Origin of the sequence: Haloarcula rubripromontorii (assembly GCF_001280425.1) — an archaeon.
Taxonomy (GTDB): Archaea; Halobacteriota; Halobacteria; order Halobacteriales; family Haloarculaceae; genus Haloarcula; species Haloarcula rubripromontorii.
The window spans coordinates 247073-270151 of record NZ_LIUF01000003.1; the positions used below are offsets into that span (position 1 = coordinate 247073).

23 protein-coding genes and 1 pseudogene are annotated in these 23079 nt (G+C 62.9%); 15 read left to right on the forward strand and 9 right to left on the reverse strand.

Going from position 1 to position 23079, the window contains the following annotated elements:
* Positions 1-76: 76 nt before the first annotated feature.
* Positions 77-331: a hypothetical protein gene (locus AMS69_RS10865; RefSeq protein ID WP_053968099.1), complete on the forward strand. Its 255-nt coding sequence runs from the start codon at positions 77-79 to the stop codon at positions 329-331.
* Here AMS69_RS10865 and AMS69_RS10870 read toward each other — a convergent pair.
* Positions 328-1476, reverse strand: coding sequence for an acyl-CoA dehydrogenase (locus AMS69_RS10870; RefSeq protein WP_053968100.1), 1149 nt, complete (start codon positions 1474-1476; stop codon positions 328-330). The two genes, AMS69_RS10865 and AMS69_RS10870, sit on opposite strands and share 4 nt — an antisense overlap.
* A gap of 105 nt (positions 1477-1581) precedes the next feature.
* Complete coding sequence (locus AMS69_RS10875; protein WP_053968101.1) at positions 1582-2439, reverse strand: 3-hydroxyacyl-CoA dehydrogenase family protein; 858 nt, start codon at positions 2437-2439, stop codon at positions 1582-1584.
* A 268-nt stretch (positions 2440-2707) separates the two neighbouring features.
* On the opposite strand from AMS69_RS10875, the gene AMS69_RS10880 reads away from it, so the two are divergent.
* Positions 2708-3583 carry a class 1 fructose-bisphosphatase gene (locus AMS69_RS10880; protein ID WP_053968102.1) on the forward strand — a complete coding sequence of 292 codons (876 nt, stop codon included), beginning with the start codon at positions 2708-2710 and terminating at the stop codon, positions 3581-3583.
* A gap of 11 nt (positions 3584-3594) precedes the next feature.
* Here AMS69_RS10880 and AMS69_RS10885 read toward each other — a convergent pair whose 3' ends face one another.
* On the reverse strand, positions 3595-5604 hold the full coding sequence (locus AMS69_RS10885) for a PKD domain-containing protein (protein WP_053968103.1): 2010 nt from the start codon (positions 5602-5604) through the stop codon (positions 3595-3597).
* A 235-nt stretch (positions 5605-5839) separates the two neighbouring features.
* Here AMS69_RS10885 and AMS69_RS10890 point away from each other — a divergent pair, with 235 nt between their 5' ends.
* From AMS69_RS10890 to AMS69_RS10905, 4 genes are all read left to right on the forward strand, one after another.
* On the forward strand, positions 5840-6223 hold the full coding sequence (locus AMS69_RS10890) for a DUF5658 family protein (protein WP_053968104.1): 384 nt from the start codon (positions 5840-5842) through the stop codon (positions 6221-6223).
* A gap of 190 nt (positions 6224-6413) precedes the next feature.
* Complete coding sequence (locus tag AMS69_RS10895) at positions 6414-7670, forward strand: Glu/Leu/Phe/Val family dehydrogenase (RefSeq protein WP_053968105.1); 1257 nt, start codon at positions 6414-6416, stop codon at positions 7668-7670.
* A 63-nt stretch (positions 7671-7733) separates the two neighbouring features.
* On the forward strand, positions 7734-8219 hold the full coding sequence (locus AMS69_RS10900; protein WP_053968106.1) for an SRPBCC family protein: 486 nt from the start codon (positions 7734-7736) through the stop codon (positions 8217-8219).
* Between the two features lie 149 nt (positions 8220-8368).
* Positions 8369-9271, forward strand: coding sequence for a DMT family transporter (locus tag AMS69_RS10905; protein ID WP_053968107.1), 903 nt, complete (start codon positions 8369-8371; stop codon positions 9269-9271).
* 8 nt (positions 9272-9279) lie between these two features.
* Here the strand turns inward: AMS69_RS10905 and AMS69_RS10910 are convergent, their stop codons facing one another.
* Entirely contained in the window at positions 9280-10074 is a 795-nt protein-coding gene (locus tag AMS69_RS10910) for an RIO1 family regulatory kinase/ATPase domain-containing protein (RefSeq protein WP_053968108.1), read from the reverse strand.
* A gap of 83 nt (positions 10075-10157) precedes the next feature.
* Here AMS69_RS10910 and AMS69_RS10915 point away from each other — a divergent pair.
* Positions 10158-11296: pseudogene (locus AMS69_RS10915) on the forward strand (acyl-CoA dehydrogenase family protein).
* A gap of 15 nt (positions 11297-11311) precedes the next feature.
* On the opposite strand, the gene AMS69_RS10920 reads toward AMS69_RS10915, so the two are convergent.
* Together AMS69_RS10920 and AMS69_RS10925 are read right to left on the reverse strand one after the other, a co-directional pair.
* Positions 11312-11728 (reverse strand): universal stress protein, encoded by a 417-nt coding sequence (locus tag AMS69_RS10920; protein WP_053968109.1) that lies wholly within the window; start codon positions 11726-11728, stop codon positions 11312-11314.
* A gap of 55 nt (positions 11729-11783) precedes the next feature.
* On the reverse strand, positions 11784-13247 hold the full coding sequence (locus AMS69_RS10925) for an RNA-splicing ligase RtcB (RefSeq protein WP_053968110.1): 1464 nt from the start codon (positions 13245-13247) through the stop codon (positions 11784-11786).
* Positions 13248-13471: 224 nt separating this feature from the next.
* On the opposite strand from AMS69_RS10925, the gene AMS69_RS10930 reads away from it, so the two are divergent.
* From AMS69_RS10930 to AMS69_RS10945, 4 genes are all read left to right on the forward strand, one after another.
* Positions 13472-13996: a DoxX family membrane protein gene (locus AMS69_RS10930; protein WP_053968111.1), complete on the forward strand. Its 525-nt coding sequence runs from the start codon at positions 13472-13474 to the stop codon at positions 13994-13996.
* A 14-nt stretch (positions 13997-14010) separates the two neighbouring features.
* Positions 14011-14307, forward strand: coding sequence for a hypothetical protein (locus AMS69_RS10935; RefSeq protein ID WP_053968112.1), 297 nt, complete (start codon positions 14011-14013; stop codon positions 14305-14307).
* A 191-nt stretch (positions 14308-14498) separates the two neighbouring features.
* Positions 14499-15176, forward strand: coding sequence for a metal-dependent hydrolase (locus tag AMS69_RS10940; RefSeq protein ID WP_053968357.1), 678 nt, complete (start codon positions 14499-14501; stop codon positions 15174-15176).
* Positions 15177-15248: 72 nt separating this feature from the next.
* Positions 15249-15935, forward strand: a complete 687-nt coding sequence (locus AMS69_RS10945) for a protein sorting system archaetidylserine synthase (protein WP_053968113.1) — start codon at positions 15249-15251, stop codon at positions 15933-15935.
* Positions 15936-15956: 21 nt separating this feature from the next.
* Here AMS69_RS10945 and AMS69_RS10950 read toward each other — a convergent pair whose 3' ends face one another.
* A complete protein-coding gene (locus AMS69_RS10950) occupies positions 15957-16733 on the reverse strand; it encodes an alpha/beta fold hydrolase (protein WP_053968114.1) in 777 nt (258 codons plus the stop codon).
* A gap of 147 nt (positions 16734-16880) precedes the next feature.
* Between AMS69_RS10950 and AMS69_RS10955 the strand changes: the two genes are divergently transcribed.
* Both AMS69_RS10955 and AMS69_RS10960 read left to right on the forward strand, forming a co-directional pair.
* Positions 16881-17126 carry a DUF7127 family protein gene (locus AMS69_RS10955; protein ID WP_053968115.1) on the forward strand — a complete coding sequence of 82 codons (246 nt, stop codon included), beginning with the start codon at positions 16881-16883 and terminating at the stop codon, positions 17124-17126.
* Positions 17126-19399: a CDC48 family AAA ATPase gene (locus tag AMS69_RS10960; RefSeq protein WP_053968116.1), complete on the forward strand. Its 2274-nt coding sequence runs from the start codon at positions 17126-17128 to the stop codon at positions 19397-19399. Before AMS69_RS10955 ends, AMS69_RS10960 begins: the two co-directional genes overlap by 1 nt.
* A gap of 55 nt (positions 19400-19454) precedes the next feature.
* Here AMS69_RS10960 and AMS69_RS10965 read toward each other — a convergent pair whose 3' ends face one another.
* Positions 19455-20207, reverse strand: a complete 753-nt coding sequence (locus AMS69_RS10965) for a TrmB family transcriptional regulator sugar-binding domain-containing protein (protein ID WP_053968358.1) — start codon at positions 20205-20207, stop codon at positions 19455-19457.
* 129 nt (positions 20208-20336) lie between these two features.
* Here AMS69_RS10965 and AMS69_RS10970 point away from each other — a divergent pair, with 129 nt between their 5' ends.
* Positions 20337-21872 (forward strand): hybrid sensor histidine kinase/response regulator, encoded by a 1536-nt coding sequence (locus AMS69_RS10970; RefSeq protein WP_053968117.1) that lies wholly within the window; start codon positions 20337-20339, stop codon positions 21870-21872.
* 61 nt (positions 21873-21933) lie between these two features.
* Positions 21934-22494 carry a DUF420 domain-containing protein gene (locus tag AMS69_RS10975; protein WP_053968118.1) on the forward strand — a complete coding sequence of 187 codons (561 nt, stop codon included), beginning with the start codon at positions 21934-21936 and terminating at the stop codon, positions 22492-22494.
* Positions 22495-22497: 3 nt separating this feature from the next.
* Here AMS69_RS10975 and AMS69_RS10980 read toward each other — a convergent pair whose 3' ends face one another.
* Positions 22498-23058 carry a GNAT family N-acetyltransferase gene (locus AMS69_RS10980; RefSeq protein WP_053968119.1) on the reverse strand — a complete coding sequence of 187 codons (561 nt, stop codon included), beginning with the start codon at positions 23056-23058 and terminating at the stop codon, positions 22498-22500.
* Between the last annotated feature and the right edge of the window lie 21 nt (positions 23059-23079).

A 23079-nucleotide genomic window follows, 5' to 3' on the forward strand; every position in this document is an offset into this window, starting at 1 on the left:
GGCTCCCACCGAGTTTCGCTACGCCGGCACTGATGGATGGGATATCCTTTTGTGAGCGGTCCCACAGCACACAGATATGTCCCTGTCCCGCTCACTCCTCCTGGCAGGTCTGGACGCCCTCCCGTTTGCGGCACTCGCCAGCATCGCAACGTATGTCTTCGCACGCACAGCGATCCGTCCGTCAGTAGTTGTCGGGATGCTCGCCGCAACGGTCGGCGTCGCGGTACTCCTCGCGCTGGGGACCATCAGCGCAAATCGGTATCGGGCGGACGGAAAATCGTTCTACTTCACGCGGGCGGTCGTCGTCGAGGGACTCCTCTCGATTCCCTAATCGAGAAGCTCGCTGGCAATCGTATTGCGGAGGACCTCGCTGGTTCCCTCGTAGATCTCGTTGAGTTTGGCGTCGCGGTAGAACCGCTCGGCCGGGAAGTCCTTCGTGTAGCCGTAGCCGCCGTGGACCTGAATGCCCTCGTTGGCCACTTCCCGGGACACCTCTGAGGCGTACAGTTTGGCCTGTGCGGCCTCCTTGACGAACGACTCGCCGGCCATCTTCTTATCGGCGGCCTGGTGCATCAACAGGCGGGCCGCTTGCGTCTTCGTGTCCATGTCTGCGAGCTTGTGCTGGATGGCCTGGAAGTCGCTGATCGGCTGGTCGAACTGCTCGCGGTCCTGGGCGTATTTCAGCGCCTCGTCCAGCGCGGCCTGTGCGATGCCGACGCCGCGGGCCGCGATGGTGATGCGGCCGCCGTTGAGCGTCTTGAGCGCGTGGACGAACCCGCGGCCCTCCTCGCCGAGTCGGCGGTCAGCGGGGAGACGCATGTCGTCGAAGCGGAGTTCTGCGGTCGGACAGCCCTTGTCGCCGAGTTTGTGCTCCGTCCCTTCGACGATGAAACCGTCGTCCTCCTCGGGACGGACGATGAACGAGGAGATACCTTTGTTGCCGGCATCGGGGTCGGTCTTCGCAAACAGAACGACGGTGTCGGCGACGGACCCGTTGGAAATCCAGAGTTTGCCACCGTTGACCAGATAGGCGTCACCGCCGTCGACCGGTTCGGCGGTGGTGTCCATCGACGGCACGTCACTGCCCGCGCCCGCTTCGGAGAGGGCGAACGCGCCGATTTCCTCGCCCGCTGCCAGCGGCGTGAGGTAGGTCTCTTTCTGGGCCTCGTTCCCGAACTCGTAGATCATATTGCAGGCCAGCGAGATGTGCGCGGCGACGATTGTGCCGAGTCCGCCGCTCCCCCGCGAAATCTCTTCGAGAGCCATGGCGTAGCTGTGGTAGTCCAGTTCGGCCCCGCCGTACTCCTCCGGAATCGGCATTCCCATCAGGCCGAGGTCGGCCATCTCGTCGACGAGATCCCACGGGAACTCATCGGTTTCGTCGATCTCCGCTGCCCGCGGCTTGACTTCCTCGTCGACGAAGTCCGCGACCATGTCCTGTATCTGGCGTTGTTCCTGTGTGGGGCTAAGGTCCATGACAAATTCTAACGCTGGTTGGGTCTTTACTGTTGGCCAACGCGCGGCCCGTTGCCGGGTATTGTACTCGGTCCACTACTGTCCGCATTTGTCACTGCGGATCTATCAGTCGTAGTCGTAAAAGCCTCTACCTGACTTTTTGCCGAGGTCGCCGGCCGCGACTTTGCGTTTGAGCAGGTATGCTGGCTTGTAGCGGTCACCCAACTCCTCGTACAGTGTCTCAGAGGCGTCAAGGACCACATCGAGGCCGATGTGGTCGGCCAGTTCGAGCGGTCCCATCGGGACGTTCGTTCCGAGGGTCAGCCCGCGGTCGATGTCGGCCTTGTCGGCAACGCCCTCGTCGTAGGCTCGGATGCCCTCGTTTATCCAGGGCATCAGGACGCGGTTGACGACGAAGCCGGGTTTGTCGTCGGCTTCCCAGGTCTCCTTGCCGATGTCGTGGGCGAACTCCCGACCGAGCGTCACCGTCTCGTCGCTGGTGTGCTCGCCGACGACGAGTTCGACGCCTTTCATCACCGGCACGGGGTTCATGAAGTGTAGTCCAAGGACCTGTTCGGGCCGGTCGGTGACGCTGGCGATTGTCGTAATCGAGAGCGTACTCGTGTTGCTGGCAAGTACCGTGTCCGGTCCGCAGATTGCGTCGAGGTCCTCGAACACAGACTGCTTGATGTCCATGTTTTCCGTCACAGCCTCGACGACGAGATCGGCGTCCGCGAGATCGTCCATCTCAGTGGTGCCTGTGATACGGGCTGTCGCCGCCTCCGCTTCCTGTTCTGTCACGGTGTCGCGCGCAATGAGTGTCTCGAAGCTCGACTGAATCTCCTCGAACCCGGCGGCGACTAGTTCTTCTGTCACATCGCGCATGATGACATCGTAGCCGGCCGTCGCGGTGACCTGAGCGATGCCGTTACCCATCGTTCCAGCGCCGACGACGCCGACGGTGTCGACTGTTTCGAGCTGCATACCCGCGCCTTCGTCCGGCGGTCGTGTAAGTCTGCCGACGGTATCGGCTTATCACGGAAAGAAGTTCTACCGAGGGAATCTGTCACAGGCTTAGCGGCAAGCACTGCATCGCGGCGGAATATTCACTCGAAATGTAGTAAATGTCAGCAAAAAGATACTTATGGTGTGCCAGAGAACGGACTGATGATGAGAGACCCTGCGGGCAGCAGGCTCGGAGAAAAATTCGACTGGTCACAGAATGGCCAGTTTCTGCCCCTACATCTGACAAATGAGTAAGTCACTCGACATCTCGACCACCGAAGCCGAGCAGACCGTCACGGAAGTCATCGATACCATCGCCGCGACCACGCCTGACGTCCGCCGCGCTGTTGCCGACTACCGTGGCCAGAGCAACTCCGTCAACCCCACCGGCGACGACCAGCTCGCGGCTGACCTGCGCGCCGACGAACTGTTCGAGCAGCGGGTGCTGGGAATCGACGGCGTCGCCTCTTACGCCAGCGAAGAACGCGCGGACGTGAAAACGACAGACGGTCGACTCCACGTCGCGATGGACCCCCTCGACGGGTCGAGCAACCTCGAACCGAACAGCGGGATGGGGACGATTTTCGGCGTGTACAGCGAGCAACCGCCGACAGTCGGCACCAATCTCCTCGCAGCCGGCTTCGTTATCTACGGCCCCATCACCTCGATGGTCGTCGCTCGGAACGGCACTGTCCGCGAGTACATCCTCGAAGACGGCGACAAGCGGATTGTCGACGACGAGGTGACAGTCCCCGAAGACCCCACAGTGTTCGGGTTCGGCGGCGGCGTCGACTCCTGGACCGACGAATTTGAATCCTACGCCGAAAACATCCGCCACGAACTGAAACTCCGCTACGGTGGAGCGATGGTCGCGGACATCAATCAGGTGCTCACCTACGGCGGCATCTTCTCGTACCCCGCACTGGAGTCACGCCCCGAGGGGAAACTTCGAGTCCAGTTCGAGGGACACCCGATGGCCTACATCCTTGAGTCGGCCGGCGGTCGGTCTTCCGACGGCGACCAGTCAGTGCTCGAAATCGAACCCGACGAGCTACACGAGCGGACGCCCCTGTACCTCGGGAACGGCGACCTGATCGACCGGCTCGAAGCGAATATCGACTGACACCCTGTCAGTCAGTAGCCGAGGTATATCGCCAGCGCTTTCAGAACGCTGTACAGTCCGATAGCGACGCCCAGTAGCCCGCCGAGAACGGTTCCGACGATGCCGTCGGGCCACAGCGAGAGCGGGTTCGGAATCCCGACCGACGGGAGCGCTGGAATCGGGAGGCCACCGCTGTCGCCCGTTACGTTCCCGACGCGTTGCCCATCGACAGTCAATTTTCCAGTGGTGTTGTCCGGCACCGAGCGGGCAAACTCCGTCGTTCGCGTCTCGCCGGCGGGGACCGTGACCGTCCGCGTTGTCAGTATCGAGGTGTTGAGCGAGACGATCACGTTATGGTCACCGCTGGCGGTCCCCCGGTTTTCCAGCTCGACGGTGATGACGGTCCGGTCGCCGGGGCTGAGCGTCGATGGAACAGCCGTGGCGTTCGTAACCACGATATCCGGCTCTCCGGGCTCTTCGGTCGCTGTCTCGGCTGTCCCGCGTTCGGCCGTCGACGTTTCCGAGTCGTTCGTCGTCGCCTCCGCATCCCTCTCTGTTGTTGCTGTCTGCTCAACACCAACGACAAACGTCGAGAGGCCCGGCGATGCAGCACGGTAGACGATGTGTGACTCGCCCCGGCTGGCGATGTCAGTCGACAGCGGCATCCACCGGTCGCTCTTTCGGAATAGTGTCACGGCATCGGGTTCCGCACCGACTGCCGCCAGCGCAGCGCGGTCCACAGTAAACGTGAACGTCGCGTCCTCGGCCGGAACGGAGCCGTGGTCGACATCGAACCGACTGATGCCGGTGTGACCAGTGGCAGTCGCGAACGCCGACGTCGGCCGGCGGGAGCGAATAGTGAGTGTCGTGGAGTCGTTACGCGGGAACGACACGGCAAGCCGCTCCAGCGTTCCGTTCTGCCCGGTGACGAGTGCCCCCTCTGGTGGCTGAATCCGCTGTGTCCGACCGGACCCGTTCACCGAGACATTCGCCGTCGTCGCGTTCGGCTGCCGCACAGTTACGTTCCCGGCGGACCCGTTCCCCACGACAGACACGACTCTGGTCACACTATCCGTGTTCCCGAGTGGATCGGCGGCTGTTACGGTTACCTCGTGACTGCCGGGAGAGGCGAAGGCGACGGTAATATTCTCGCCGGTGAGGATGGTATCACTCCCGACTTGCCACCGGACCGAATCGACGCCCTGATCGTCTGTCGTCTCCGCTGCGGAGAAAGTCACTGACTCGCCGACAGTTGCGTTCTCCGGCCCAGTGACGGTGACGTTCGGCGCGGAGTCGTCGTAGAGGAACGTCTGCTGTCGTCCAAATGAATTCTCGTTTCCGTTCTCGTCGGTCACCGACAGCAGCAGCAGCGAGTACTCGCCTTCTTCGGGGAACGTGTACGTTCGTGTGTACGTGTTCGTATTACCGGTGCGTTCGGTGAATCCCGAGATGTTGAGATTGTCTATCGACGGGCCACCGACGGAGACTCGCAGTTGCTGTATCGGTTCGTGAATGCCGACAGAGATGCGGGCGGTGGAGCTATTGACGCGGCTCACCTCGAACGACTGATACTTCGGCACGACAGAATCCATCCCGCTGACGGTAACTGACTTGTGTGGAAGCTCGTTCCCCGCTTTGTCGGTGATGCTGGCGGTGTCACGGAGACTGACGGTGACATTGTCTGTGTCGACCTTTTTTTCCAACAGCAGGGAGACGCGTACCCCAGTCCTGTTTGCTCCAGAAGCGTCGATCGATGTGACCGAGACGTTCGCTACTCGGCCCGCAGTTAGCTCGAAATCCGCTGCCTGAATCGTACTCGTGTCTATCGACCCGCCGTCGTCGAACAGGGTCACTTCGATAGTCGTAGCGTTGCCCCGCGTCGCATTGCCCCACTCCGGCGACTCGGTGTCGTCAGCCGCAACAGTGCCAGAAGCGACAGTACCGAGCAGCGTGAGCAAAAGAAGGGCGACAAGCAACGGAAGCCACCAGCGACGACGCCCGGTCGACAGCGCCGTCTCGCGGGGGTCACCAGTGGCACTCATAGTATATGGGTAGCCCGGCACCCGATATCAATGGTGCGCCACCATTATGAGAGGTGATAATCGCGTGCGGGGACCATCTGCGATATGCACCGGGGCGCCGAACCCGTCATTGACAGTCGACCCGCTGGCATCGCGTTTCTCCGGGAGTATACAGTCCCTACCCGTTCGCTTTCAGTAGTAAACAGTGTGTATTTAATACACGGGATGACAACAGGATAACAGACCACGTGGGGGCGTGGTTGCGGAGGGTGACGTGTTCACAACGGACCGAACGATCCCGATAGGGACCATCGACGGGTGGTGTAGCGCCCTGCTCGACGAACTCGCAGCCGTCGAGCGAGAACTATGGCTGGTCGTCGCCGTGACCCTTGTCGTCGACGTGTGGCTGACACACGTTGGCCTTCAGCACGGCCTACACGAAGGAAACCCTGTGATGCGGGCCGCGATAGAGACGTTCGGGATCGCCGTTCTCGGCGTGACGAAAATCGGCGTTCTCGGGCTGGCGGGGGTGACCCGCCGCCTGCTGAGCGATCAGCGCGGCGTCGTCGTGCCGCTCGGACTGGCGCTCCCGTGGGTAGCGGCCGTCGGTATTAACGCGGCCCTCCTGATTAGTCTGTAGCTACCTCGGGGGTATGCTGTCATCAGTTTTCGTTCGCTCACTGAACCAACAGCCCGCAGGTATTGGGTCGCCGTAGGCGACTCAGCCACGGACATTCCGTTTGGCTATTAGTTCCGTTGTGAGTGATTCCTGTCTGGAAAATCCCATGGACGGCGGTACCCTTTTGCCCACAGTCTGAGATATACCTCGTATGTCGCCTGAGGTAAACCCGTTTGAGAGTTTACAGGAGCAGATCGACGACGCGTCGGACTATCTCGAATATTCGACTGACGTGCTCGAACGGCTGAAACACCCCGAGCGAGTGCTGGAGACGAACCTTTCCGTGGAGATGGACGACGGCTCCGTCGAGGTGTTTCGTGCCTACCGATCACAGTTCAACGGTGACAGAGGACCGTACAAGGGTGGCATCCGCTATCACCCGCAGGTCACACGCGACGAGGTCAAGGCACTGTCTGGCTGGATGGTGTACAAGTGTGCTGCTGTGAACATCCCCTACGGCGGCGGGAAAGGCGGCATCGAGATCGACCCGCGACAGTACTCAGCCAGTGAAATCGAGCGGATAACGCGGTCGTTCGCGAAGGAACTCCGCCCGATTATCGGCGAGGACCAGGACATCCCCGCGCCCGATGTCAACACCGGTCAGCGCGAGATGAACTGGATCAAAGACACGTACGAGACGCTGGAAAACACCACCGAACCCGGCGTCATCACCGGCAAGGCCCCGGAGTCGGGCGGCAGTGCGGGCCGCGTCGAAGCGACCGGCCGGTCAGTGATGCTCACGGCCCGCGAGGCGTTCGACTATCTCGGGAAGGATATGGCGGACGCGACAGTGGCCGTACAGGGCTACGGAAACGCCGGCTCCGTGGCGGCGAAACTCATCGAGGACCTCGGCGCGAACATCGTCGCAGTATCAGACTCCTCCGGAGCCGTCTACAACCCTGACGGGCTCGACGCACGCGACGCGAAGGCGTTCAAGAGCGAGACCGGGTCGCTGGCCGGCTACGAGGGCGCAACGGAGGAGCTGACGAACGAAGAGCTGCTGACGATGGACGTGGATCTGCTCGTCCCGGCGGCGCTCGAAAACGCCATCGACGGCGACCTCGCAAAGGATGTACAGGCAGACATCGTCGTGGAGGCGGCAAACGGCCCGCTGACGCCGAACGCCGACGACGTCCTCACCGACCGTGACGTGGCCGTGTTCCCGGACATCCTCGCCAACGCCGGTGGCGTCACGGTGTCGTACTTCGAGTGGGTCCAGAACCGCCAGCGGTTCTACTGGTCCGAGGAGCGTGTGAACAGCGAACTGGAGACCATCATCACGAACGCGTTCGACGACCTCGTCGAGACGTACGAGCAGACCGGCGCGCCGAACTTCCGGACGGCGATGTACGTCGTCGCTATCCAGCGGGTCGTCGCGGCGGCCGAGGAAGGCGGTATCTGGCCCTGACCGCATCCCGGAATCAGTCACGGCTACCGCGGGTGTTTTGCCGGCGCTTCCCCTACTGTGTGTATGGACATTTACGAGCGGCAGGTTCGCGTCGAAGCTCCGCTGTCAGAAGTCTGGAAGTTCCACGCGACAGGCGACGGGCTGGTCGCGCTGACCCCCGACTGGATGAACATCCGCATCGAGGAGGAGCGGGGACCAGATGGCGAGCCAAACCCTGAAGAACTGACCGCCGGGTCGGTCGTCGTCTCCTCGATCAAGCCGTTCGGCGTGCCGCCGCGCCAGCGCTGGGTCTCGGATATCGTCGCCCGGGAAGAAGGTGAGGACGAGGCGATGTTCCGCGACGTGATGGCGGAGGGACCGTTTCCCCACTGGGAACACACGCACACGTTCCGGGCGTTGAGCGACAGGGAAACGCTCGTTCACGACCACGTCGAGTTCGAACTGCCCGGCGGACCGCTCGGCCGGGCGCTTGGCCCCTTTGGCTGTCTCGGGATGGAGCCGATGTTCCGATATCGCCATCAGCAGACGAAGGAACTGCTCGAAGGGTAACGTGGCCTGCCCCGGACGACACGGCCCCGACTATGGTCTCCGGTGTTTCTTTATTCCCGTGTCGGATACTACCACGGGATGAGTCGACGTGTCGTCGTACTACCTGATGTGGCTGTGCTGTCTCCGTGCCACAACGGAGCAGGACGAGCGTGACCGAGCCGCGAATCGACCCGCGAATCGGGCTGGTCGTCGCCGTTCTCGCGGTCAGTACGAGTGCGATTCTCGTCCGGTGGAGCGATGCCGCGGCGTCGGTGGCGGCGTTCTACCGTGTCCTGTTGACGACCGTACTGCTAGCCCCGCTGGCGCTGGGTCGGCACCGGTCGGCATTCGGTCGGCTCGCTCGACGGGACGTACTGGCGGCTGCGGCGACTGGCGTGGCACTCGCAGTGCACTTCGCCGCGTGGTTCGAGAGTCTGGCGTGGACCAGCGTCGCGGCGTCGGTCACGCTGGTCCAGTGCCAGCCGCTGTTCGTCGCCGTCGGCGCGTGGGCGCTGCTGGATGAGCGCGTCACGCGCGGAACGACGGCGGGCATTCTGGTCGCTATCGGCGGTATCATCGTGATGTCTGTCGGTGAACTTCTCGGGAGCGGGACCATCGGCCCGCGTCCGCTGTACGGCAACGCCCTGGCTCTCGTCGGTGGCGTTATGGCCGCTGGGTACGTTCTCGCCGGGCGCTCGCTCCGCCAGCGGTTCCCCCTTGTCCCGTACGTGACCGTCGTCTACAGCGTCGCGGCGGTATCCCTCCTCGTCTTCGTCGTCGCGTCGGGCCACCCCGTGACCGGCTACCCGCCACGGGAGTGGGCGCTGTTTCTCGCGATGGCTGTCGGCCCCGGCGTGTTCGGCCACACCGTCCTCAACTGGGCGCTGGCACACGTCGAATCGAGCATGGTCAGCGTCTCACTGCTCGGCGAACCGGTCGGGAGCGCGCTGCTGGCGTTGCTGTTGCTCGCAGAGATACCCGGTCCGTCGACCGTCGCCGGTGGGGCCGTCGTACTCGCCGGCATCGGCGTCGTCGCCAGAAGCCGAGCCGTCGGGGCACCGTCCACAGACTGAGGGCTGACTCAGGCGCGTTTTTCTACGGCGCCGCGGATTTCTGCGGCGGCGAAGTCGTGGTCCGGGCGGATGTTGACGAAATCGAGGAACTCCTCCGCGGCCAGCAACTCAGACGTATCGTAGTGGCGTGCGGCGGCGGAGACCGCGGTCGGCGCACCGACGAGCGGCTCAAGTGCGCCCAGCGCACACGCGAGGTCATAGGCGCGAGCATCGCTGATCGCCGCTTCGCGGACGCTTGTGGCATCGATGAAGTAGAGGTCGTCGTGGGCCACGAGCACGTTCTCACAGCGGAAGTCGCCGTGGGCCAGGCCGTCCTCGTGCATCCGGTGGAGGAATTCAAACACCGTCGGACTGTGCTGCTCGACGGTTTCGGCCGGGAGGTCGTCCAGCGGCTCGAAGTCGGGAATGTATTCAAGTACCAGCACACCCATGCCATCGTATTCGAACGCCTCGATTGGCTCGGGAGCGTTGACGCCGATCTCCCGCATCCGCTGGGTCGCCGCCAGTTCGTGTTCAGCCATCTCGTAGGGCGTCCCGAAGTGCTCGAAAAAGCCCTCTGTCCCAGACGAAAACGCGCCGATGTTGCGGCCGGCGGTCAACAGCGTGTGGACCAGCGAGTTCTGTCCCGTGATGACTTTCACGAACCACTGGTCGTTGACGACAAGCGGCGTCGAGAGCCAGTTATCCGCCTCCAGAAACGTCACGTGGGCCGCGGGCTCGTCGTACCGTTGGATTACCGCCTGCACCACGCCTTCGAGTTGCTCCCAGGGGACCGTCCCGCGGAGGAATCGCCGGAACGCCATTCCCTCTAGGGAACGCCGTGGACGGGCAAATGGCTTGTGTCTGTCGGCGTGTGCTATTTAGTAACACAAAACATAGGCTCGGTATGGAGTTCGACGTTCCCGGCGAACACCGGATGATACGGGATTCGGTCCGTGAGTTCTGTGAGAATGAGATCCAACCGATAGCGCAGGACATCGAGGACGAACACCGCTTCCCGGCCGAGATATTCGAAGCGCTCGGCAAACTGGACGTGATGGGTGTGCCGATCAGCGAGGAGTGGGGCGGACTCGGCGGGGATACGCTGATGTACGCGCTCGTGGCCGAGGAACTCGGCCGCGTCTCTGGGAGTATCGGACTCTCGTACGTGGCTCACACGTCGCTCGGGAGTAAGCCGATAGAGCTGTTCGGCACGGACGCCCAGAAGGAGCGGTGGCTCCGGCCGCTTGCCACCGGCGAACAGCTCGGCGGGTGGGCGCTGACGGAACCAGGCAGCGGGAGCGACGCCAGCGACATGGACACGACGGCCGAGCGGGACGGCGACGAGTACGTCATCAACGGCACCAAGCAGTTCATCACGAACGCCTCCGTCGCCGGGTCGATACTCGTCAAGGCTGTCACCGACCCCGAGGCCGGCTACGACGGCATCTCGACGTTCATCGTCGCCCCCGAGGACGACGGCTGGGCGGTGACGACCGAGTGGGACAAAATGGGACTGAACGCCTCGCCGACCTGCGAACTCCAGTTCGACGACTGCCGGATTCCTGCGGACCGACTGCTCGGCGAGGAAGGGACGGCTGGACACAGACGCTGAAGACCCTCAACGGCGGGCGCATTTCTATCGCCGCGCTCTCGACTGGACTCGCACAGGGAGCCTTCGAGGCCGCGAAATCGTACGCCACCGAGCGAGAACAGTTCGACCGCCCCATCTCGACGTTCGACGCCGTCCGGGACAAGATAGTCGAGATGGACCGCAAAATCGAGCGTGCCCGCCTGTTGACCCACAAGGCTGCGACGATGTACGACCATGGGGAAGACGTAACGCGGCTCTCCTCGCTTGCGAAACTCGACGCCAGCGAAATCTGTCGAGAGGTCGCCGAAGACGCCGTGCAGGTGCTTGGCGGTTACGGCTACACGACGGACTTCGCCCCCCAGCGGTTCTACCGGGACGCGAAGCTCATGGAAATCGGGGAGGGCACGAGCGAGATACAGCGGATGGTACTCGGCCGGGAACTTGGCTTGTGACGCCGCCCGCGGCGCTCAGATGTCGGACGGGCTTTCTGGGACGACCGTGACCGGCACGTCGGCGGCGTCGATGACGGAAACCGCCGCGTCGCCGTCGCGGATTTTGCCAGCCAGCCCCTTCGGCTCATGGCCCATGACGATGTGTTGCACGTCCACGTCAGCCGCGAGTTCGAGCAGTTCGTTGCCGATCCGTGTGCCCGAACGCATTGCGGACCGACCGACGTGTTCGATAGCGACCGTTGCCACGACATTGGTGTCACGGAACCGGTCCCGCATCTCGTCCCGGAGTTGCATGGCCGTGCCGTCGGCGGTGTCTTCGTCGACGAGGTGGACGACGTACAGTTCCTCACCGAGTCCGTCTGCGAGTCGAACCGCCGTATCAATGACTGCTGGAGAGACTGAATCGTTGGCAATTGCAACGAGAATGGTCATACAGGACCCACGGCCTTCGTGTCCAAATCACTTTCTGCCAGACTAACAGGTTCGCTTACTCTGTCGCCTTCAGATTGTGGACGGCGTCGATGTACTCGACGACCTCGGCGGTTGGCTGGATGGCCGAGAGAATCGCGTCGGCGTCCTTGTACGCCATCGGCGCTTCGTCCCGGACGCCTTCGATGACGGACTCCGAGTAGATGCCGTCCATCGCCGCGGCGAACTCGTCCATGTCGACCTCGCTGTGGGCCTGTCGACGGCTCATCACGCGACCCGCGCCGTGTGGCGCTGTCTGGTGGTACGCATCGTTACCCTTCCCGCGTGCGATAATCGACCCATCGGCCATGTTGAACGGGACCAGCAGCCGCTGGCCGTCGCGGGCCGGGGTCGCCCCCTTGCGGATGGTGAGGTCGCGGAAGTCGATGTAGTTGTGAATCGACTGGAAGCGGTCGACGGGGTCGATACCCAGCGCGTCACAGACGGCGTCGCTCATCAGCTCGCGGTTCCAGCGGGCGTACTGCTGGGCGAACAGCATATCGACGAGGTAGCCGTGGGCTTCGCGGCCTTCGAGCCAATCGAGGTCCGTGTTTCGGTCCTCGTCGTCGCTGCTGTGAATCGCGTCCTGTACCTGCCCGAGCGCGTCGAAGGCGTCCTCGATTTCGGAGCCGTCGAGTTCCCGGCGCAGGCGCTCCTTCCGGATGTAGGACTCGCCCATGCCGCCGGTGACCCAGGCGTAGAGATCCCGGGATTCGACGGTGTCCGGGTCGAACTTCAGGTATTCGACGTACTCCTCGGGAATCTGCTCGCGGATCTCGCCGATGGTCCGGCGGTCTGTCGCCGTCGACTGCCAGTATTCGGCGACGGACTTGCCCAGATAGCGGGAGCCGCTGTGGATGACCAGCCAGTAGTCGCCCGATTCGCGTGCCTGTCCGAACTCGATAAAGTGATTCCCGCCGCCCAGCGTCCCCGCGCTCTTGATGATATACCCCATGCCCTGGCGCTGGTCTGCCAGCACGCGGTCACACAGCGACTCGAAGTACTCCTCGTCGTAGCCGTCGAAGTCGAACTCCACGGGGTCGATATGTTCGCCGAACCGCTCCGCGTAGGCCGCATCGAACTGCTCGAAGACGCGGTTAGCCCGCTCGAACGGGAACTCCTCGACGAAGTGGACGGCGTCGTCGTAGTCGTGAACGTTTCGCCCCATCGGAACCGCCTCGCGGACGCGCCGCTCGCGCTCTTCGTCTTCCAGCGGGAGGTCCGGTCCGAGATTCGTCGCGGCCATTCCACAGCCAACGTCGACGCCGACGATGTTCGGGACGACACGGTCGCCCAGCGGCATGGTGAAGCCGATAGGTGCGCCGGCTCCCCAGTGCGTGTCCGGCATGATCCGCACCGGTTCAGTGAACGCCGGGTGGTCGATGAGCGTCTCGATCTGCTCCCGACACCCGCTCTCGACGAGCGATTCGTCGTCGACCATCACTCGCGCCGTTGTGTGTTTGCCCGTCAGTTCGAGTACCATTGGTGTCATAGCGTAATTGCATCGAGGGTTTGAACCTCACGGTGGCCCGGGACCAGTTGGCACTCCACCGAATAGTACATAAAAACCCATGACCGAACGGGTGGATACACACTCAATCGCTGATATTTCCCTTCTCGAACCCTGAAAGCGGTTTTCAGTTGATGGGAGCGCTCTCCTGTTTATATGCTCCTTGCCCGCTCAGGTATACATGTGAGGTGACACAGATGTCCTATCAAGCGGCGAACCCCTTGGCAGACGAGTTCGAGTTCGAGCTCGGCGGGGCCTGGACCGCGTACTGGCTGGCGTTCCTGCGTGTCGTAACCGGCTGGTGGTTCTTCCACGCAGGCGTAACGAAGCTCATCGAGGACGGGCTGGCCTACACCTACGGGCCGGCGTACCTCAAACAGATGACTGGCACGGCGCTCGGTCCAATCCCTGTGCTGATGGGCGAACACCTGGGCTGGCTCATTCAGGCGATGGTCCCGCTGGGCGAGACGCTCATCGGGCTCGGACTGATGGTCGGCGCGCTGGTCCGGCTCGCATCCGTGTTCGGGGTCTTCTTCATGGCACTGTTCTGGATCGGCAACGCGAGCTTCGGCCACGGACTGGTCAACAGCGACTTCATGGGCCTGCTGCTGTTCATGACGATGATCGTGCTGGCCACCGGCCGCTACTACGGCCTCGACGCGGTCATCGAGAAGACCAAACTGGTCAAACGACACCCGAAACTCCGGTACCTGCTCGGTTAACGAGGTGACACACAATGCAACAACACACCACCGTCATCGACAAAGCGGCGATGGCACTCAGCGGCGGACTGATGCTGCTGGGCGTCGTCGTCCTCGGTCTCGTGGAGATACTGGCGGGTAAGCCCTACAGCGCGGCACCGCTGACGAACGACGCGGGCGAGATCATCGCGACGCCGATGATCGATCCGACGCTCCGGACCGGGCTGGTCCTGGCCGGCATCCTGGTCCTGGCCCTGTACGGGCTCTACAAGCTCGTCGCCCCAATGAAAGAGGGGCCGGCCACGACACAGCAAGACGTAACGGCGGACTGAGCAATTGTCGTTTTCGCTGTTGTGACTCGATACGTCGCCTCTGTCGACAGAAGTGTTAATGGGTGCCGTTCCACCCCACCAAGTCCCCACTGACAATGTATTTACTGTGACCATATTAATCAAGTGGGGTAGTTTCGTATTCTGATAGAGCCCACCACAACGCTCATTTCTGTGGTGGTGTTGAAATGTATATGCCTTCGCTGGTGGTTCACTACGCCTTCGTGGGGTTACTCGCTGCAACGCTGCTTGGCGCTGCATTCGATAAGCGGTCGCTGCTTCTGTCGATACTCGTCGTCACGTTCCCCGACGTGGACGCGTTTATCGGGCTCTACTGGCAGGCCGGCCACCGGGCCGCGACGACGAACCTCGTTATCCCGGCGGTGCTAGCGCTGCTTATCGGAGTCGACCTGTACGTGCGTGACGAATCGTATATCAGGGGCCGCTGGGGAGCCTACGGTGTTCGGGTCAGTTGGTTCTGTGTCGTGGTGTACGTGGTGGGGCACGTCCTGCTGGACCTGATTACGGGCGGTGCAAACCTCTTCTGGCCGCTATACGACCAGTTCTATCAGCTCAGTGGTCACCTAGAACTGTCGAGCCGGCGCGGCATCGTCCAGACGTTCGTCGAACTCCCGGAACCACGCGCTGAGACGACGGGCGGCAGCGGCGGGTCGACCACGCAGTCGATGGGCAATTCCAGCGAGGTCCAGATGAGCACCGGCATCAACCCCAACCCGGGACAGCCGGAACCCGAAACCGTCGACCGCGTGTTCCCCATCGCCCGGAGCGGCTGGGAGCTGGTCATCCTCGTTGTCGGGACGCTCGCCACCGCCGCTCGTCTCCGCTTCGGCCACGACCTCCCGGACGAGTGATGGAGCGCCGGTCGGCACCGAGGCGCGTTCGCTTTCGAGTCCTTCATATACGCCGTGGCCAACCGGGGAACCATGGGCTTCGAGGTACGCCGACGACTCAGTGTCGCCGACACGGTGACGTTGTTCAACGCCGTCGTCGGGTTCGTCGCCGGAGCCATCGCCTTTACCGACCCGCAGCTGGCCGCTCGCCTCATTCTGCTGGCGGTCATCGCCGACGCAATCGACGGCATCGTCGCCCGGAACGGCGACAGTTCGGCGGTCGGCCCGCTGCTAGACTCCGTGACCGACGTGGTTTCGTTCGGTGCGACGCCGAGCCTCTTTCTCTACGTGCTGTTGACAGACGCCTACGGCGGTATCGAGGTCGCACATCCGGCCGTGTTCGTCGCTCTCGCGTTGCTCGCATCCGCGTACGTCGTCTGTTCTATCGTCCGGACCGCGTTCTATTCGACGTACTTCGATTCTCCCGACCAGCGGCCGGGTATGCCGAACACGCTCGGAAGTATCATCATCGCGACGGCGTATCTGAGCGGTATCACGAACCCGCTCGTGTTGAGTATCGGCGCGCTCGCGCTCTCGCTTGCGATGATCGCGCCCTTCGACTACCCGAAGCCGGGGCCGAAACACGCCATCCCGATGGGTGTCGTGCAGGCGGTCGCCGTCGTTGCGCCGACCGCGTTCTTCCGGGCCGGGCCACGAGCGATGCTGGCTATCGCCCTGCTGTTTTTCGCGCTTGGCCCATGGGTCTACCCCGGCGAGTAGCCTTCGCCGGTCGCACGCCGCTCAGACTGTGTCTTCAACGAACTCCTGCAGAATGTCGTTGAACACCTCGGCCTGTTCGACCATCGCAAGGTGCGCAGCGTCGGGGACGAACGATACCTCTCCGTCGGGGACCTCGCGGGCCAGTGTTTCGTGATACGCACGCGGGGTCAGTTTGTCGTGTTCGCCACAGACGGTCAGCACGGGGACGTCAATCTCGCCGAGTCGGGCGCGCACGTCGAAGCCATGACAGGTCATGAAATCGCGGCGGGTCACTGTCTGCCCGACTGCCTCCATCTGCTCGCGCGAGCGGGACGCGGCTTCGTGGTCAGGGTCGTGAAACAGGCGGTCCCGTTCGTGCAGGAACTCAACGGCTCGGTCCCAGTCGGCTTCGAGCCACTCCTGTAGCCCTTCGAACACCGGGAGTTCAGGGCCGGTTCCAAGCAGCACCAGCGCTTCGGGCGTCCAGTCCCGCTCCAGTGCGACCCACTGGGCGACAGCGCCACCCAGCGAATTGCCGACCAGTACGTCTGCGTCCGTCTCCCGCCCCACAGCGACCACATCGTCTGCGTAGGCGTCGAGTGTTGTGGGTCCGGCCTCGGTGGCGATCTCGTCGGAGTCACCGTGCCCTGACAGGTCCAGTGCGACGGCGGGGTGGGTCGGTCCGGATGGGGCGTACTGCCGGCCCCAGACTCGGTGTGTCGCGCCGCTACCGTGGACATACAGCGCTGTCGGTCCTGTATCAGCAGACTGCGCCTGTCTGTACGCCGTGACTCGCCCATCGTGGTTGACCCAGTTCATGCGACACCGTTCGGAAGCGGTGTGGATAAAAGATTGGCGCGCCCAGAATTGGTGTGAACCGCATTCAAGCAACTCACGAATTTTTCCTGCCGTATGGCGTATTTTTGCGATGGGTTTATATACTTATCATGCTTACTTTGGGTTAGCATGACTTCAGAACAGCAGTTGTTCGACGAGACGCCCCTCCGCCGATTCGAGTACGACGACAGCGTCGTGTTCGCGGCGGACGTGGGACCGGCTGCCGACGCGAGTGTCGATGTGGTCGACGGGACCGTCATCGTCGTCGCGGACGGCCACCAGTACGAACAGGAACTCCCCGGTGACGACGCACGAGCGTTTATCAATCACGGGGTTCTCACTATCGAACTGTCAGAGAACGAGGGAGATTACTGATGAGATTAACTGTCAAACCACTCAAACAGAAAGACGCCGGCCGCGGCCTCGCGGCTATCGACCGGGCCGCGATGGACGAACTCGAACTCGAGAACGGCGACTACATCGTTCTCGAAGGGAAACAGGACAGCCGCGCGGTCGCCCGCGTCTGGCCCGGCTACCCCGAGGACGAGGGGAAGGGCATCGTCCGTATCGACGGGCAGCTCCGACAGGAAGCCAACGTCGGTATTGACGACCACGTAGACATCGAGAAAGCCGATGTCAACCCCGCGACCTCGGTCACCGTCGCCCTCCCCCAGAACCTCCGGGTCCGGGGCAACGTCGGGCCGATGATTCGCAACAACCTCAGCGGCCAGGCCGTCACGCAGGGCCAGACCGTCCCGGTGAGCTTCGGCCTCGGCCCGCTCTCCTCGATGTCCGGCCAGAAGATACCCCTGAAAATCGCAGAGACCGAACCTTCCGGAACGGTCGTCGTGACCGACTCCACGGACATTCAGGTCAGCGAGATGCCCGCCGAACAGGTCCACAGCGGCGAGGGCGCGCCCGAAGCCAGCGACACGCCTGACGTGACCTACGAGGACATCGGCGGCCTCGACCGCGAGCTCGAACAGGTCCGGGAGATGATCGAGCTGCCGATGCGTCACCCCGAACTGTTCCAGCAGCTCGGCATCGAGCCGCCGAAGGGCGTCCTCCTGCACGGCCCGCCCGGCACCGGGAAGACGCTGATGGCCAAGGCCGTCGCCAACGAAATCGACGCGTACTTCACCACTATCTCCGGCCCGGAGATCATGTCGAAGTACTACGGCGAAAGCGAGGAGCAGCTCCGTGAGGTCTTCGACGAGGCCTCGGAGAACTCCCCCGCCATCGTCTTTATCGACGAGATCGACTCCATCGCGCCCAAGCGCGGCGAGACGCAGGGCGACGTGGAACGCCGCGTGGTCGCCCAACTGCTCAGCCTGATGGACGGGCTCGAAGAGCGCGGGCAGGTCATCGTCATCGGCGCGACCAACCGCGTCGACGCCATCGACCCCGCGCTCCGGCGTGGTGGCCGCTTCGACCGCGAAATCGAGATCGGTGTCCCGGACAAAGAGGGCCGCAAAGAGATCCTGCAGGTCCACACCCGCGGGATGCCCCTCTCCGAAGAGATCAACATCGAAAACTACGCCGAGAACACCCACGGCTTCGTCGGCGCTGACCTCGCCTCCCTCACGAAAGAGAGCGCGATGAACGCGCTCCGACGTATCCGCCCCGAACTCGACCTCGAATCCGACGAGATCGACGCCGAGGTGCTCGAACGTCTAGAAATCGAGGACGAGGACTTCCGCGAGGCGATGAAGGGCATCGAGCCCTCCGCACTCCGCGAGGTCTTCGTCGAGGTCCCGGACGTCACCTGGGACTCCGTCGGCGGCCTCGAAGACACCAAGGAACGGCTCCGGGAGACCATCCAGTGGCCGCTGGAGTACGAAGACGTGTTCGAGTCGATGGACCTCGAAGCCGCGAAGGGCGTGCTGATGTATGGCCCGCCCGGCACCGGGAAGACGCTGCTGGCGAAGGCCGTCGCCAACGAGGCCCAGTCGAACTTCATCTCCGTGAAGGGACCGGAGCTACTGAACAAGTTCGTCGGCGAGTCCGAAAAGGGCGTCCGCGAAGTGTTCAGCAAGGCCCGCGAGAACGCCCCGACCGTGGTGTTCTTCGACGAAATCGACTCCATCGCCAGCGAACGGGGCGGCGGCACGACCGACTCCGGCGTCGGCGAACGCGTCGTCTCACAGCTGCTGACGGAACTGGACGGCATCGAGGACATGGAGAACGTCGTCGTGGTTGCGACCACGAACCGGCCGGACCTCATCGACGACGCGCTCCTGCGCCCCGGCCGCCTCGACAGGCACGTCCACGTGCCCGTCCCGGACGAGGACGCCCGTCGCGCCATCTTCCAGGTCCACACCCGCGACAAGCCCCTGGCCGACGGCGTCGATCTCGACGAACTGGCCCGCCGCACGGACGGCTACGTTGGCGCAGACATCGAAGCGGTCGCCCGCGAGGCGTCGATGGCCGCGACCCGGGAGTTCATCAACAGCGTGGACCCCGAGGAAATCGGTGACAGCGTCAGCAACGTCCGCGTGACGATGGACCACTTCGAACACGCGCTTGAGGAAGTCGGTCCCAGCGTCACCGAGGAGACCCGCGAGCGCTACGACGAGATCGAACAGCGCTTCGACCGGGCCGAACCCGGCGTCACCGACGAGAGCACGGCCAGCCGCACCTTCCAATAGGGACGGTGGCACACCAGCGCTGATCTTGCGCACTTGAGGGACGATTTTTGCTGTGTCAATCGTCGTCAGATCTGTCGAGCGTGATTTCGAGACATTCGTAGGCTTCCTTTGTCGCACCGGCCCCGCCGACAGTGACCGGTCCCGAATCAGTGTCGATGGTGAGCGACCGTTCGGCCGGATTCTTGCTCGATGCGGGATAGACGAGACTCTGCCGGGCATTTATCACGGGTCCTGATATCGTTGTCTCAGTGCGGTCCGTCGTCGAGAGGACATGGGCGCGAGCAGTGATCGGCGTCCCTGCCCGTAGCGCCAGCGCCGCCATGAGTACTGCAAATTGAAACGCGGAGAACGTCCGCGGGAACGCACACACGTCTGCGACGTAGCATTCCGTCCCCATCAGCCAGTGACTGCCGAGAAACATCGTGAACTCATCGTGTGCGAGGTTCTCGTTATCGAATGCAGTCGCCTGATGTTCTCCCATCGAGTCAGTCAGCAGTCTGGAGTGCCCAGTGAGCCCGCGCTGCATATCCGCAGTCGCGAGCAATGGAGTAATGCCGCTCTCGATTGTCCTGACCGCCGTCGCGATATCATTATATGCAGGCGTCGGTGCAGTCGCATCGCCGTGAACCAGCAACAACACCAGCACGTCCCGCTCGATAGCGGCGTTGAGTTGGGGTACAAACGCAGGGAGGACCGATTTCGGGACCGCAATCGTGAGACTCTCCGCAGCACTGTCAATAAGTGATTGCATCGCATCGATGACTGCCGATTGGGTCCGGTGGATTTCCAGTCCCGATTGTGCCATCAGCAGAGAATTCGGTGCCACGGGTATAAATCGTCCCCTGAATTGGGAGTGAGCGGCGCTGAGACGGGAACTGTCATCGGCAGAGACAGTTATGGTGTAACTTCTTTATGTGTGTGTCTCCTCGGAAGGGTGATGAAGTCACAGCCCACCGTCCTGTTCGTCCGGAGTCCGAGTCAGGACAGGGCCGCGATTTCGATGCTCCGGGACAGTGGTCTCACCGTCAACGAATTTGACGGGGTTCGTGATCTGGAGTGTGCGCTCGAGGACTACGACACGGACTGCGTCGTCACGAACTGCGAAGTGGAGAACCCGGACGGGACACAGTATCTCGGTGGGCTGACGGTTATCGAACGGCTGCGGGAGAGCCATCCCGAACTTCCAGTCGTCCTCTTTGCCGAGGTGACAAACGGCGACATCGCCCGCGAAGCCTACAGCCGCGACGTGTTTGGCTACGTTCCGAGTACGGTGAACGATGCCCACCAGCGACTTCTGGCACAGGTCGATGCCGCTGTCGCCTCCAGTCCGGCCCGGCAGCGGGCGACCAAGCGAAAGCAGCTCAACGAGGCCGTCCGGCTAGTCAATCAGGCGCTCGTCCGCTCACAGTCGCGGATGGATATCGAACGCGATGTCACGGCGGTTCTGGCGGGCACGACCAGATACAGTGAGGCCTGTACGGTGACCTGTCAGTACGACAGGCCGGTCGTTCGAGCGCTGGGGTCACAGCGTGACCACGTTTCTATTACCGAACCGGACCCGTTGCGCCGCGCTGAGTCAGAAAACCGACTGGTCGTTGCAGACATCGACCCGGCAACGGTCGCAGATGACACAGAGGCACTGGAGACGGACTGCACCCGAATTCTCGCTGTCCCACTGGTGTACGATGGGGATTCGTACGGTGTCCTCGGAGTATACGCTGACAGTGTCGATATCTTCGACGCGGAAGAACAGGATACGTTCAGGGAAGTCGGTCACAACATCGCGCTGGCTATCGACGCCAGCCAGACGAAAGACGCGCTCAAGCAGCGGACGACGGAACTCGAGCGGCAGAAAGAGCGACTCCGAGAGCTTGCACAGATAATCTCACACGAACTCCGGAACCCGCTGCAGGCAGCGATGGGACGGGTCGAACTGCTAGCCGCTGAACACGCCGCCGAGGAGTTCGACGCCATCCAGCGCAGCCACACCCGGATGTCGTTTCTCATCGACGACCTCATGGAGATCGCCCGACAGGGCGGCCGACAGTACACCGTCGAGCCAGTCACCCTTTCCGACGTAATGGCGGACGCATGGACGACAGTCGACACCGATGGATCGACCATCGAAATCGACTGTACCGAGACGATACTGGCCGATAGCAACCGCCTGCGTCAGCTTGCGGAGAACTTCTTTCGGCTCGCCACGGAGCAGGGTGACACCGGGACGATAACCATCACCGATGCGGCCGACGGATTCGCCCTTGAACACGACAGCGCCCCATTAGAGGTGGGGCAGAAGGGACCGTTTGAACTCTACTACGCCTCCAGTGACGAGGGTGTCGGACTCCATCTCGCCGTGATCCGGGAAATCGCACAGGGCCACGAGTGGGAAATCGCCCTTTCTAACGAACCGACGGGGCGGGTCCGGCTGCACGTAACCGGTGTTGAGCGGCCGTCAGCGAAACCCACATAGCGACCTCGCCTCGCCGTGCGTGACTCGAAACCGTATTTTGCATCCAGTCCGGAGTTACGGTATGGATCTTCAGGCTCGGTATCGCGTGCCAGCACTCACTGGCCTGTTGACGGTCGTGTCGCTCGCGCTCGTGTTTGGGGCCGTTCTCGGGGCGATTCCCCGGTCGGCGCTCCCCACTGCGCCCGCGAGCGTGCTCGGGGCGATCCCCCACGCCAACGCTGTGGTCAGCGCCCTCGCTATCGGCACCATCGTCGGTGGCGTTCGAGCAATCCGCCGCGGCAACGTTGCCCGACACCGGAAGCTGATGCTCTCCTCGTTTGGCCTGTTCGCCCTGTTTCTCGTGCTGTATCTCTATCGTATAACGCTCGAAGGGCCAACGGACTTCACCGGTCCGTCGGTCGTCGAGACGTACTTCTACCTGCCGTTTCTCGCCATCCACATCCTGCTTGCCATCATCGCCATCCCGGCGGTGTACTACGTCCTGCTTCTGGCCTACACGTACCCCGTTTCTGAACTGCCGTCGACGAACCACCCGCGGGCCGGAAAGCTGGCCGCGGGGCTGTGGCTGATCTCCTTCTCGATGGGTATCGCCGTGTACACGATGCTGTATCTGGTCTGGTGAGGACTAGTCGCGCTCCGCTCGGAGCAGGCCGAACCACACCATGTCTCGCCACGCGCCGTCGAGATACCACTCCGCCCGGTGCGTGCCTTCTTTGCTGAATCCCAGTCGGTCGACCACTGCGATGGAACGGTCGTTCCCGCCAACGATCTTCGCCGACCACTTCCGGAGCGCCCGCTGGTCGAAGCCATACTTGACCAGCCTGCCCGCTGCCTCAGTGGCGTACCCCTGACCCCAGGCCCCCGGGTCGAGCCAGTAGGCCAGTTCGGCTGTGCCCCGCTCCGGGTCGTGATCCGTCATGGCGACGAGTCCGACCGGCTCAGTTCGGTCCTCGACTGGCCCGGGGTTCCCGTCCGGGTCGATACAGACCAGTAGATGGACCGAGTCCTCGTCGGAAAGCGTTTCCTCGTAGTAGGTCTCCATCTGGTCGGTGGTCGGCGGCCGGGCGTACGTCCCCAGCCCCCAGACCTGCTCGTCGTGAAACACCCGCTGTATCCAGTCGAGGTCGTCTCGCTCCGGAGACCGGAGGGCAGTGCGGTCGGTTGCGAGGAAGGACGGCCCTGGCATGCGCGATTCCTCGCTCGGACT